General features: G+C 31.7%; 11 protein-coding genes. 1 reads left to right on the top strand and 10 read right to left on the bottom strand.

Annotated elements, in window-relative coordinates:
• Positions 1–4 precede the first annotated feature (4 nt).
• The 3 genes from IAA47_03395 to IAA47_03385 all read right to left on the bottom strand — a co-directional run bounded on the left by IAA47_03395 (position 5) and on the right by IAA47_03385 (position 3,214).
• Entirely contained in the window at positions 5–1,363 is a 1,359-nt protein-coding gene (locus tag IAA47_03395) for an MATE family efflux transporter (protein ID MBU3842019.1), read from the bottom strand.
• A gap of 207 nt (positions 1,364–1,570) precedes the next feature.
• On the bottom strand, positions 1,571–2,929 hold the full coding sequence (locus IAA47_03390) for a PFL family protein (protein ID MBU3842018.1): 1,359 nt from the start codon (positions 2,927–2,929) through the stop codon (positions 1,571–1,573).
• A 15-nt stretch (positions 2,930–2,944) separates the two neighbouring features.
• On the bottom strand, positions 2,945–3,214 hold the full coding sequence (locus IAA47_03385) for an ACT domain-containing protein (GenBank protein MBU3842017.1): 270 nt from the start codon (positions 3,212–3,214) through the stop codon (positions 2,945–2,947).
• A gap of 150 nt (positions 3,215–3,364) precedes the next feature.
• Between IAA47_03385 and IAA47_03380 the strand changes: the two genes are divergently transcribed.
• Positions 3,365–4,231 carry a DUF4438 domain-containing protein gene (locus tag IAA47_03380; GenBank protein ID MBU3842016.1) on the top strand — a complete coding sequence of 289 codons (867 nt, stop codon included), beginning with the start codon at positions 3,365–3,367 and terminating at the stop codon, positions 4,229–4,231.
• A gap of 282 nt (positions 4,232–4,513) precedes the next feature.
• Here IAA47_03380 and IAA47_03375 read toward each other — a convergent pair whose 3' ends face one another.
• The 7 genes from IAA47_03375 to IAA47_03345 all read right to left on the bottom strand — a co-directional run bounded on the left by IAA47_03375 (position 4,514) and on the right by IAA47_03345 (position 12,909).
• Positions 4,514–4,792, bottom strand: a complete 279-nt coding sequence (locus IAA47_03375; GenBank protein ID MBU3842015.1) for a MarR family transcriptional regulator — start codon at positions 4,790–4,792, stop codon at positions 4,514–4,516.
• Between the two features lie 313 nt (positions 4,793–5,105).
• Positions 5,106–7,574 (bottom strand): AMP-binding protein, encoded by a 2,469-nt coding sequence (locus tag IAA47_03370; protein MBU3842014.1) that lies wholly within the window; start codon positions 7,572–7,574, stop codon positions 5,106–5,108.
• A 334-nt stretch (positions 7,575–7,908) separates the two neighbouring features.
• A complete protein-coding gene (locus tag IAA47_03365) occupies positions 7,909–10,398 on the bottom strand; it encodes an AMP-binding protein (protein ID MBU3842013.1) in 2,490 nt (829 codons plus the stop codon).
• Between the two features lie 12 nt (positions 10,399–10,410).
• On the bottom strand, positions 10,411–10,557 hold the full coding sequence (locus IAA47_03360) for a hypothetical protein (GenBank protein ID MBU3842012.1): 147 nt from the start codon (positions 10,555–10,557) through the stop codon (positions 10,411–10,413).
• 15 nt (positions 10,558–10,572) lie between these two features.
• Entirely contained in the window at positions 10,573–11,247 is a 675-nt protein-coding gene (locus IAA47_03355) for a response regulator transcription factor (GenBank protein MBU3842011.1), read from the bottom strand.
• A gap of 110 nt (positions 11,248–11,357) precedes the next feature.
• Entirely contained in the window at positions 11,358–12,113 is a 756-nt protein-coding gene (locus tag IAA47_03350) for a tRNA 2-thiocytidine(32) synthetase TtcA (GenBank protein MBU3842010.1), read from the bottom strand.
• A 1-nt stretch (position 12,114) separates the two neighbouring features.
• Entirely contained in the window at positions 12,115–12,909 is a 795-nt protein-coding gene (locus IAA47_03345; GenBank protein MBU3842009.1) for a tRNA 2-thiocytidine biosynthesis protein TtcA, read from the bottom strand.
• Positions 12,910–13,073 lie beyond the last annotated feature (164 nt).

The following is a 13,073-nucleotide window of genomic DNA, read 5'->3' as shown; positions in this document are numbered from 1 at the left end:
TCCTTTATTTTAAAATTCTTCTTTTTAAATGTTTATTGAAAATAAAATAAAAAATTGTAGTAGAAACAATTGAACCCATTAAATCAGCCACTGGTTGAGCATAAAAAGCAAATCTTGCTGTAAAAAATAGTGGTAAAAGATAGGCACTTACCATATATATAAACTTTCTAAATACAGATAGAGAGAAAGCAGTTTTTATTCTACCAACAGCTGTGAATCCGTCTACAAAACAGTATTGAAAAGATAAAGGAATTACAGCTAATACACTGACTTTTATTCCCCAGAGTGAAACTTCTGAAAGAGGAATATTTTCAGTAAAGAACCTTATAAAATATGGAGCTAAAAAGCTTGTTGAAAAAAACATAGTTGAAGTTAAAAAAAGAGCAAAGGTAACAATATATTTTTCAGCTTTTCTAACCCTATGAATTTTTCTTGCTCCATAGTTATAACTTAGAATTGGTTGTGTACCCCCAGTTAAACCAATAAGAGGTCCTGTTATAAGTAAAAGATAACTTTGAATAATAGTAGCTGATGATATCAGTAAATCTCCTTCAATAGCTCCACCATATCTTTGTAACATCATATTTAAAATAATTAGAATAAAACTATCTGTAGCTAAAATAAAAAATGGAGAAAAACCAAATGTAATAATATCTACCATAATTTTTTTAGAATAATTTCCAAAAGTAATAGGGATAGGTATCTTCTTACTTCTTAGAAATAAAAAAGCAAATAAGAATGAAAGAAACTGAGCAATAACTGTAGCCCAAGCTGCTCCAGCTACTCCCATATTAAGTACAAATATAAATATTGTATCTAGAACAATATTAGTAATAGCTCCGATTATAACAGTAAACATTCCAATCATAGCAAAGCCTTGGCAAGTTATAAAGAAATTTAATCCAATAGCCATAATAGCAAAGAAACTTCCTAACGTATAGATAGTAAGATAGGTATTAGCATATGGAAAAGAGATCTCACTAGCTCCAAACAACATAATTAAACTATCTTTTAAAAGTAAGAAAATAATTGTAAGTACAATGCCAATAAGAGATAAGGCTAAAAAGCTATTAGCTAAAATCTGTTTAGCTTTTTCATCATTTTTAGCCCCCATCTGTATGGACATATTGATAGAACCTCCCAATCCAATCAAAGTACCAAAAGAGGCTAAAAAAGTAACGATAGGTCCACAAACTCCAACACCAGCTAGAGCAATAGCTCCTATTTCTGGAATATTTCCAATATACATTCTATCCACTATACTGTAAAGTAGGTTAACTAACTGTGATAGCATAGCTGGGATAGCCAATTTAAAAACTAGACTCAGTATAGAATCTTTTCCCAAATCATTTGATAATTTCATCTTTCCACTTCCTTGTAATATAATACTGTATTATACCATAAAATTAAAGTAATATCTCAAGAAAAAAGAAGAAAATTTTATAAAATAATCATATATATTAGTATGATAATTTAAATAAAATCTTCTTCTTATATTTTAATTAAAATCAAGATATTTTTTATATAATTTATTTAAAATCGTAATTTCTCTCTTTTGAAACTTTATCTATTAGTTTTTAAAACTATGTATAGGAGCTGGAATTCTTCCACCTCTTTTAATAAAGTCATCACATTTGAATTTATTTACAGCCATAATAGGAGCATAACCAAGAAGTCCACCAAACTCAACCATCTCTCCTACACCTTTTCCTATTACAGGAATGATTCTTACAGCTGTAGTTTTATTATTTACCATTCCGATAGCTGATTCATCAGCAATTATACCAGATATAGTATAAGCAGAAGTATCCCCAGGAATAGCTATCATATCTAGTCCAACAGAGCAAACACAAGTCATTGCTTCAAGTTTTTCAAGGGTAAGAGCTCCTATCTTAGCAGCTTCTATCATAGCATGGTCCTCACTTACAGGAATGAAAGCTCCACTTAGTCCTCCTACATATGATGAAGCCATTACTCCACCTTTTTTAACGTTGTCATTTAAAATAGCAAGAGCAGCTGTAGTTCCAGGAGCACCAGCGTGTTCTAATCCCATCTCTTGGAAAATTTCAGCTATACTATCACCAACAGCAGGAGTAGGAGCTAGAGATAGATCTATTATTCCAAAAGGAACATTTAATCTCTTAGCAGCTTCTTGGGCAACTATTTGTCCAGCTCTAGTTATTTTAAAAGCTGTTTTCTTAACAACTTCACAAAGAGTTTCAAAGTCGGCTCCCTTAGCTTCAACAAGAGCTCTTTTTACAACACCTGGTCCACTTACTCCAACGTTTATAACACAATCAGCTTCTCCAACACCGTGAAAAGCTCCAGCCATGAATGGATTATCTTCAACAGCGTTACAAAATACTACAAGTTTAGCACAACCTAAACAATCAATATCCTTAGTAAGCTCAGCAGTTTCAAGAATAATCTCTCCCATTCTTTTGACAGCATCCATATTTATACCATTTCTTGAAGTACCTACATTGACAGAGGCACAAACTCTCTCAGTAACTTTCATAGCTTCAGGTATAGAATCTATTAAAATCTTATCAGCAGGAGTACATCCTTTATGAACAAGAGCTGAAAATCCACCGATAAAGTTTACACCACAATCTTTAGCGGCTCTATCTAAAGTTTTAGCAATACTTACATAGGAATCTGTTTTACAACCAGCAGCAGCAATAGCTATAGGTGTTACAGATATTCTCTTATTAACAACAGGAATTCCATATTGTCTAGCTATATCATCTCCAATTTTTACTAAGTTTTTAGCATAAGTTGTAATCTTTTTATAGATATTTTCATTGAATTTCTCAACATCTGGATCTGCACAATCTAAAAGACTTATTCCCATAGTAATAGTACGTACGTCTAAGTTAGATTCAGCAATCATTCTATTAGTTTCTTCAATCTCTACTCTAGTAATCATTAAAAAACCTCCTTACTATATACGGTGCATACATTTGAAGATATCTTCATGTTGTACTGTTATTTTAACTCCAAGTTTGTTTCCAATCTCAATAAGGTCATCTGTGAACCCTTCTAAAGATTTAGAAGCTTTTTCAGCATCAACAATCATCATCATATTAAAATATCCACTTACAATAGTTTGAGAAATATCAAGGATATTGATATTTACCTCAGAAAGATAAGTACAAACTTTAGCAATAATTCCAACCTTATCTGTTCCAAGAACAGTTATAATACATTTCATAAGGACCTCCTAAAAATAGTTATTATATAAAATATAACATTAATTTGTGAGTGATGTCAAATAATAAAAGGAGATATTTAAATTTGCTCTTTACTTGAACAGAAAAATATATTAAGATATAAAAAATTAAACATTTTGAGGAGGTATACAATGATAAAAACAAATAAAGAGAATCTTGTTATGCAATCTGTAGGTGGAAAAGTTCACAGCCCTATTATCTCAACTCCATATAGAGTTAGTAGAGATGGAAAACCAATGATATTACCAGCTACTGGTGGGATATCATATAATGTCAAAGTTGGAGACTCATGTATGAAATGGGTTGGAGACCACGTAGAGCCAGGAGTGAGTGTAAGAAATGAAAATACATCTGAAAATAGTGCACTTATGGTATTGAGTTGTATAGGAAATAAAGCTAGAGTGGTATCTGGAGATGCCAAGGGAGCAGAGGGGTTTGTAACAGGAGGACATGGTGGAATAGAGCATACTCTTGTATATTTTGATGAGGAGACTTTAGAAAAATTAAATTTAGATGATAAAATTTTAGTTAAAGCTTTTGGTCAAGGACTTGAGATAGAGGGATTTGAAGATATAACTTGTATGAATATAGATCCAGAACTTTTAGAAAAGATGGATATAAGAGTTACAGAAGATGGATGTTTGGAAGTGCCAATTGTAACAGAGATACCACCATATTTGATGGGGTCTGGAGTAGGTAGTGCAACAGCTTTTTCTGGTGATTATGATATTATGACTGGAGATGCTGAAGCAAATGAAAAGTATGGAATAAATGAACTTAGATTTGGAGATATAGTTTTATTACAAGATTGTAATAACTGCTTTGGAAGAGATTACTTAAAAGGTTCAGTAACAATCGGAGTAATAGTTCACAGTGATTGTGTAAAGGCAGGACATGGACCAGGAGTTACAACAATTATGAGTTGTCCAACTTCAAAAATAAGAGGTAGAAAGGATAAAAATGCTAATATAGCTTACTATATGGGAGTTATGAGATAGTTTTTTTATTAAAAATAAATAAAAAGGAAAAAGTAATTACTCAGCTTAAAAGAAAATAAAGAGTTGTTCTAAAAAATATACAACGCTTAAATATTTCTTAAATTATTTTAGTAGCTGAATAGTTACTTCTCCTTTTACTAGATTATTTTGTATTCTCTCTAATTTTACTTAAAATAGCAGAAGAGACTTTACTTTCCTCTAAGGTTATATTCCACATTAGGGTATTAATAATATCCTTTTCACACTCTCTTAAAATAGGAATTATCTTTTTTGATTTTTCAGTTACAAAGAGAGAGAGGCTCTTTTATCAATTTTATTCTCTCCTTTAAATAAAAATCCCTTCTTTTCTAAATTATCAATAATTGCCTTAACTGTATTTTTATCCTTATCCAATTTCAATGCTAAGTCCATTTGAGAGATTCCCTCCTGTTCAAATAGAGTTGCAAGTATAATAAATTGTTCAGGAGTAATATCGAATTTTTTAAATTCATTAGTTAAAAATTGATAAATCTTTCTAGCTGTATAACAGATATCATAGGCTAAAGTATTAATTGTTATCACCTCTTTAACAATATTTATATATATAATATCATATATCCTATTTTTTGTTAAAGAGATTTTAATTATTTACTATTTTTTAAAGCATCATCAGCGTTTTTAATTGAGATTCTTTATCTCTAGGAACTCCAGTACCACCCCATAATACAGCGGTATACTCTTTATCTCCATCTTTTACAGGAAACATAAGAGATAGCCCACCAGGTGTATGTCCAGGTATTTCTAAAACTTTTATTCATAGATATACCTCCAATAAAATCTTATGCCTATATAATGGTATGTATACGTACCAATTGTCAAGAAAAAAATGAGTAGGTTATTTACCTACCCATTTTAAAATTGTATCTCTTGTTTCTTTTACTATATTCTCATATGATTTATCCTTAGAAGATATAGGCTCAAAATATTTAATTTCAACTTGAGATGGTTTCGGGAATTTTGAAGATGAAGAGAAAGCTTCAAAAGCTCCTCTAATACCAAATGGTATAACATCAACTTCAAGCTCCTTTGCTAAGATGGCAAAAGATTTTTTAAACTCTAACATCTTTCCATCTCTAGTTCTTGCTCCCTCTGGGAATATTACTACATTTTTTCCCTCTCTTAAAACCTTAGCCATTGTTTGTAGTACCTCTCCAAGATTGTTATTAATATCTACTAAAACAACATTGGAATGGTTAGCTAAAAATTTCATATACCACTTGTTGAAGTGTTTTATCTTGGCAAGTGAGTAAGAGTTAACCAAAATTTTAAATGGAGTAGCATGTCCAAAAATAAGAGCATCAAGGAAACTTTGATGGTTTCCAGCAAAGATAACAGGTCTGTTTGTAAGAACATTTTCTATCCCTTGCTCTTTAACTCTGATATAAGTTTTAAAAGGTAACCAAAGTAGAGCTTTTATAAAATGAATAGCCATGCTAGAATGAGGTAGAGTTAGATTTTTTTCTTGAGTTAGATACTCTTTCCAATTTATCTCCTCAAATTTTCCCTCTCCTCTATTCTCCTGAATATATTTAGCTAATTTCTCAACTGTAGGGTTATTTACTATGACACTCTCTTCTCCCTTAATTCCGAAAGTTGTCTCAAGATATGTAAGTAGTTCAACCATATCAAGAGAATCAAGTCCTAAGTCAAGTTCAAGATGAGCCATAGGAGTTATCTTTTTATTCTTCATCTTTTCTAGGTATTCTTTTAATTCAAAATACTCTTGAAAATCAGGTTCCTCTATTTTTATGTTCTCCTCTTCTTTCTTATTAAGAATAGACTCTAACATAAATCTTCTAACCTTACCAAGTTTAGTTTTAGGTAACTCCTCTTGAACAATTCTAATATCTAAAATTTTTCTATAGTTAGGAGCTTTGCCATTATATTTATCAATAACTCCCCATTTAAGAGTCTCTTTTATATTAGTTATTTTCTCTTCAACTATTTTTTGGAAATTTGGGTATACAATAGCAGTAAGAACAGAGTCTATCTCAGCTATTGCCATCTCCTGTATAAGATCTGTATGAGCCATTATCCATTGTTCTATCTCAATAGGGTTGATATTCTTTCCATTAGAAAGAACTATCATCTCTTTTTTACGTCCAGTGACATATAGATATCCATCTTTTAACTCTCCAAGGTCTCCAGTATGAAGCCACCCTTCACTATCTATAGCCTCAGCTGTGGCATCTTCTCTTTTATAGTACCCAGCCATAACGTTTCTACCTCTAGCAAGAATCTCTCCGTCATCAGAGATTTTAACCTCTACACCTGGAAGTATTTTTCCAGCAGAACCAGGAACTATCTCATTTATAGGAGTAAAGGAGATCATAGGAGATGTTTCTGTCATTCCATAACCTTCACAAACCTGTATTCCAAGAGTTAGGAAATCCTTTGAAATTTGAGAGTCTAGTTTAGAACCTCCAGATACGAAAAATCTAACATTTCCTCCAAATCCATCATGTACTTTCTTAAATATTTTCTTTCTTATAGATATACTATCAATTTTTTGAGCTATTTTAAAAATTGTCTTAGTCACTTTACTACTGTTGATTTTTTCCATAATTTTCTTATGTAACATCTCCCAAAGTCTAGGAACACCAATCATCATAGTAACTTTGTGAGTTTTAAAAGCATCTACCATAGCTTGAGATGATAACTCCTTTAGGAATACAATAGTAGCTCCCTTAGCAAGAGGTACAACTCCAGCTCCTAAAAGTGGGAATATATGGTGCATAGGTAGTAAAGCTAAAACAATATCCTCTGAAATAAACATCTTGTATTTATCAAGTCCCTCAATATTTACAAGAATATTATCAAATTTTAGCATAACTCCCTTTGGATTACCAGTAGTTCCTGATGTATATAGCATAAGAGCTATATCCTCTCTCTCTGGAGCTTTTAATAGATACTCTTGAATCTCAATTTTTTCCACAACTATATCATCTACAACAACAACTGAGATACTATCCTGTTTTCCAGTTAAAACTAAAGCTTTCTCTACACTTTTAAAACACTCTTTAGAAGTATAGACGAACTTAGCATCAGAGTCATTTACATAGTAAACTAACTCCTCTCCACTGAAACTAGCATCTAAACAGACACAAGTTCCTCTTTTATCCCAGATACCTAAGAAGCTATAAAGTAATTCAGGTCTATTCTCCATAAAGATGATAACCTTATCTTGAGGTTGAATATCAAAAAGAGTAGAGAAATATTTACTCTTTTCAATAATCTCTCTATAGCTTATATTTTTATTATCATAGATAATAGCAGTTTTATTATAATCTTTTACAAAGTTCAATTTATCCCCCTCAATAGACAATTATATATCTGTAGTTTCAACAATTAAAAGCATCTCTTTGCTAAAACTACTGAATACTTCTGATATTCTTAACTCTATTACACCTTCTAAATCCAGTTCATATGGAATAAGCACTTTTATTCCATCAACCTTATAAGTTTTACAACTGAATCTATTTTCTATTATTTTAGAATACTCTTTTATAAATTCAACTAGAATTACTCTTTTACAACCCGCTCAACCAAAGGATTGATTTCTAGTCTTTAGGAGAAGTCCTTCATAGTTCTTCTCCAAAATATAGTTTAACACTTTATCTTCTATTATAATATTCATTTTACTCCTCTGATAGCCAATCATGTATCTCTTTTTTAGTATCCTTAACTATCTCATCTATAGTTAACTCTTCTGGCTCTATCTCATCAAAGAACTTAATATCAATAGGAGTAGCCTTAGGGAAACTACTTCCATATGGCATAGCTTCATAAGCTCCTCTGATACCAAAAGGTACAACTGGAATATTTAACTCCTTAGAAAGTATAGCAAATGTCTTTTTAAACTCTTGTAACTCTCCATCTCTAGTTCTTGCTCCCTCTGGGAATATCACTAGATTTTTACCCTCTTTTAAAACTTTAGCAGAGATTTGAAGTGTCTCTTTTAAGTTCTTGTTGATATCAATGATAATAATATTTCCTCTATCTGCAAGATATCTTCTAAGTGGTGTATCAAAGTGTACAGCTACAGCTATGAAGTAAGTATCTTTTAACTTTGAACTAGGCATAGCCTGATTGAAGATAAAAGCATCTAGGAAACTTTGATGGTTACCTACATATATAGCAGGAGTTTCAGGTATCTTATCAGTATCTAGTTTACGTAGACGGAAATACAACATAAATATAGGTTTGAATAGTAATCTTGTAAATCCAATCATAAAACTTGATTTAGGAAGTGGTACATCTATATCTTGGTTAAGAATGCTCTTCCAATCCAAGTTCTCTTGATGATACTCTCCTCCATTGTCCTTTATATATTTAGCTATATCTAAGATATTTTTTAAATTACTGAACTGCTCCTCACTAATTTTTACTCCAAAACTTGTTTCAATAAATGATAGAATCTCTACAATATCTAGTGAATCTAAACCTAAATCTAACTCTAGATGAAGATCTGGCTCTACTTCAACGTTAAAAGTAGATTCTAAATATTTTTTCAGAGTTTCATACTCAGACAGTAAATCTTGAGGAATAGCAACAGGTTCTTTCTTTAATTGAGAGCTATCTTTAACCTCTTCATCAGCCTTTTTTAAGAAGTCTGCTAACATAAATCTTCTAATCTTACCAAGCTTAGTTTTAGGGAGCTCATCTTTTACAATTTTTATCTCCAATATTTTTCTATACTTAGGAGCTGTCACATTGTACTTATCAATGATTTCCCACTTTAAAGTCTCTTTGATATTAGCTATTTTTCTTCTTTTGATAAGGTCAAAATCAGGATAAACTACAGCCATTAAATGGTTGTTATACTCCATTACAGCTATCTCTTTTATTAAATCTGTCTCCTTTAGAATAGCTGATTCAATATCTCCAGGGTTGATATTTTTACCATTTGATAAAACTATCATCTCCTTTTTTCTTCCTATTATAAATAGAGAGTCTCCCTCAAATTTTCCAAGGTCTCCAGTGTGGAACCAACCATCACTATCTATAGCCTCTGCAGTTGCCTTAGGGTTGTTGTAATACCCCTTCATTACATTGGCTCCTCTAACTAATATCTCCTCATCTTGAGCAATCTTAACTTCAACATCTGGGATAAGTTGTCCAGCGGAACCAAGAACATTGTTATTAGGACGATTAAAAGCAATTATAGGAGATGTTTCAGTAAGTCCATACCCTTCAATGATAGGAAGTCCTAAAGCTTTAAAGTCAGCGGAAATTTCTGGGTCAAGTTTTGCCCCACCAGAAACAACTACTCTCATACATCCACCAAGCTCATCAGATACCTTTTTAAATACCTTCTTACTCAATGTTAGATTATCAATCTTCTTACATATATTAAAAATTTTCTTAGTTAGAGAGCTACTGTTGATTTTACCCATAATAGCCTTATGTAACATCTCCCAAACTCTAGGAACTCCAATTATAACACTTATTCTGTGTTTTTTTAGAGCTGTCTTTAAAGCCTCTGAAGATAACTCCTCAAGTATTACTAAGAATGTTCCAAAATACATAGGCATCAACATTGTTAGATTAAGAGGTAAAATGTGGTGATAAGGTAGAATTGCTAAAACTCTATCACTATCATTTACAAGATCAATCTCTCTTACAGCCTTTATATTTGATTCTAAGTTGTTAAATGTAAGCATAACTCCCTTTGGATTACCAGTAGTTCCTGATGTATATAGTAGAAGAGCAACTCTTTCTAAATCTTCAATAACTACCTCATAATTATCAGGTGTGAATTCTTCTGGGATAGAGATATCATCTATTACTATTATCTCTATATTTTTTTTAGATAATTCTACTCCCTCTCTTACTCTCCCAACAACTTTTTTAGATGTGAAAATATATCTAGGCTCTGAATCAGAAAAAGCGTAAGCAAACTGTTCTCCAGTATACCCAGAATCCAAAACAACAGCAGTTTGTTCACTATTCCAGATAGAGAAGATAGAACATATCATCTCTGGTCTATTCTCCATAGTTACAACCACTTTTCCAGCTTCCTTCAGAAGAGTAGAGTAGTACTTTATACCTTTAATAATCTCTTTGTAACTGTACTCCTTCTCTCCGAAAATTACAGCTGTCTTATTTCTATCATATATAAATTTCATAACTCCTCCTGCCTATAAGCTATCGATTAACTCCTCAAGCTCTTTTTTATCTTGGACACTTAAATCTATTCCAGATTTTAATTTTTTTAGTATCTCACTATCCTGTGCAGACATACTTTTTTCTAATACTTTTATTAACATCTTTTCATAAAAATTCATAATTAACTCCCTTCACTACCCCTTAAAAATATAGCCAGCTCCCCTTACTGTCTGAAGAAACTTGTAATTAAATTCTTTATCTATCTTGTTTCTTAGATGGGTAACATATACATCTACAATATTGGTATCAGATAGAAAGTCTATTCCCCATATCTGCTCCTTTAGAACTGTACGAGTGAGAACTATATTTTTATTCCTCATAAAATACTCTAGAAGAGAAAACTCTTTTGATGTTAATTCAATTTTTCTCTCTTCTCTATAGACCTCTCTAGTTAGATAGTTAAGAGTCAATCCCTTTATACTTAATGTATTATTGACCACGCTCTTTGCTCCTGTTCTACGTAAGATAGCTTTAACTCTAGCTAGAAGCTCTATAAAAGGAAAAGGTTTTACTACATAGTCATCTCCACCACACTCTAAGGCTTTGACCTTTATATTGATATCAGTATCTGAGGATAAGAAAAGTATTCCAATAGAGTTGCTAATATCCCTAATACTCTTACAAAAATCTACCCCCGATTTTTTAGAGATGACAGTATCAATTATAGCTAAATTGTAGGAAATCATCTCCAATAGATGTGAAGCTTCCTCTAAGTTATCAGTATAATCTACACTATATCCAGACTCCTTAAGTCCCTTAGCTATATACTCACCCTGTTTTTTCTCTCTTTGTACCACGAGAATATTCATCTTTTCACCTTTCAAATTTCATTATGTCATCTTGTTTTTCTAATTATATCATATTCTAAAAAAAATAGAAATATTTGAGTATATGACATAAGATATTTAACTAGAATAAATTAATCTAGTAACTCTTTAATACTATTGAAAACAACACTTCTAACATCTTTGTTTTCAGTAGACAACTCTTTGATAAGATTTTTTACTCTAAGTCTCTTAGAGTTCTCACTAGTCTCGTATGGACAATCTGAGGCTACCACAGGTAACTCCTGTTTTTTTACATATCTGATGATGTCACTCTCCTCAACATAGGCAAGAGGTCTGATTACCCTTACCCCATACTCTTCAGATACATAGCTAGGTTTCATCATTTTCATGTTTCCTTGATAGAATACATTCATAAGGAAAGTCTCTATAATATCATCTTTATGATGTCCAAGAGCAAGCTTATTTATATTTTGCTCCTTCATCATTCTGTATAGTATTCCCCTTCTTATTCTCCCACATAGGAAGCAAGGATTTTTTACCTCTTTCTCTCCAAATAGCATCTCACTAAGGTTAGTAGGCTCAACTTGTAATTTTAATCCTAAGCTTTCACAATATTTTTCTATCTTCTCATATGAAGCTTTATCAGTGTTAGGGTGTATGTGTATAGGAATGATATCAAAATCAATTTGTGCTATCTTCTTTACTCTAACAAGGGCGTTTAGAGTTGTTATACTATCTTTACCACCAGATACCCCAACAGCTATTCTATCCCCAGGTTCCACCATATTGTACTTGTGCATAGCTCTCCCTATTGGGCTCCATATAGTTTTTCCAAATCCTTTTCCCTCAATATTTTTTAAGATAGAGTTACTCTTTTCCTTTTCCATCTTACATCTCACCTTTTACTTTGTTTCCTCTAGTATATCCCATTACATAATCTATATTTATATTTTTCATAGAGTTGAATATACTCTGTTTTACATTTGGATTAGTTTTTTCCAATTCAGCTAGAAGATTTTTAATCTCTTTTCTCTTAGAATCAACCTTTCCAGCTTCTATCGGACAACCACAGCTCATAGGTGATATCTCGTTTCTTTGAGTATATGCTATGATATCTTTCTCTTTGATATATACAAGAGGTCTGATTACTGACATCTTTCCACTTGTTGAGCTAACCTTTGGTATCATTGTTTTTACAGTTCCTGCATAGAACATATTTATCATAGTAGTTTCAACTACGTCATCAAAGTGGTGTCCAAGAGCTAACTTATTGTAACCTAACTCCTCTACCTTGTTGTATAGTACACCTCTTCTCATCTTAGCACATAGGAAACAAGGCCCCTCTGGATCCTCTCTAAATGCTACCTCCCATACGTTAGCATCAAATATCTCACAAGGGATATCTAACTCTTCAAGATTTTTTTTGAATTGCTCCATATCCATAGCACCAAACCCTGGATTCATAGATATAAAGGCAACTTCAAAGTTCTTACTTCTATCCTTTTTTAACTCTTGGAATAGCTTACATAGTAAAAGACTATCTTTACCACCAGATACACCAACGGCTATTCTATCTCCATCTTCTATTAAATCAAAATTCTTTACAGCTTTTATAAACTTACTCCAAATTTTCTTTCTATATGTAGTTCTAATGCTCTCTAAAGCTAATTCTCCTTTACTCATCTGTCCTCCTAAAATTATAGTAAATACAATATATTATAATATGTTTTACCAATTATGTCTACAAAATAAATTTAGTTAGGATAAGAAAGGTGGAAAAAGAGTGATGAAATAATGTATAATAAAAATGAATAATAAAATTAAAAATGAAAAGTTTTTTTTAAAAT

This window comes from Candidatus Fusobacterium pullicola (genome assembly GCA_018883725.1).
In the GTDB taxonomy this organism is placed as follows: Bacteria; Fusobacteriota; Fusobacteriia; order Fusobacteriales; family Fusobacteriaceae; genus Fusobacterium_A; species Fusobacterium_A pullicola.
This window is presented reverse-complemented; position numbering and strand designations above follow the sequence as displayed.

What these genes read in the sequence shown, in the direction of transcription:
- IAA47_03395 (MBU3842019.1), bottom strand. Translation starts at nt 1,363, where the DNA reads ATGAAATTATCAAATGATTTGGGAAAAGATTCTATACTGAGTCTAGTT.
- IAA47_03390 (MBU3842018.1), bottom strand. Translation starts at nt 2,929, where the DNA reads ATGATTACTAGAGTAGAGATTGAAGAAACTAATAGAATGATTGCTGAA.
- IAA47_03385 (MBU3842017.1), bottom strand. Translation starts at nt 3,214, where the DNA reads ATGAAATGTATTATAACTGTTCTTGGAACAGATAAGGTTGGAATTATT.
- IAA47_03380 (MBU3842016.1), top strand. Translation starts at nt 3,365, where the DNA reads ATGATAAAAACAAATAAAGAGAATCTTGTTATGCAATCTGTAGGTGGA.
- IAA47_03365 (MBU3842013.1), bottom strand. Translation starts at nt 10,398, where the DNA reads ATGAAATTTATATATGATAGAAATAAGACAGCTGTAATTTTCGGAGAG.
- IAA47_03360 (MBU3842012.1), bottom strand. Translation starts at nt 10,557, where the DNA reads ATGAATTTTTATGAAAAGATGTTAATAAAAGTATTAGAAAAAAGTATG.
- IAA47_03355 (MBU3842011.1), bottom strand. Translation starts at nt 11,247, where the DNA reads ATGAATATTCTCGTGGTACAAAGAGAGAAAAAACAGGGTGAGTATATA.
- IAA47_03350 (MBU3842010.1), bottom strand. Translation starts at nt 12,113, where the DNA reads ATGGAAAAGGAAAAGAGTAACTCTATCTTAAAAAATATTGAGGGAAAA.
- IAA47_03345 (MBU3842009.1), bottom strand. Translation starts at nt 12,909, where the DNA reads ATGAGTAAAGGAGAATTAGCTTTAGAGAGCATTAGAACTACATATAGA.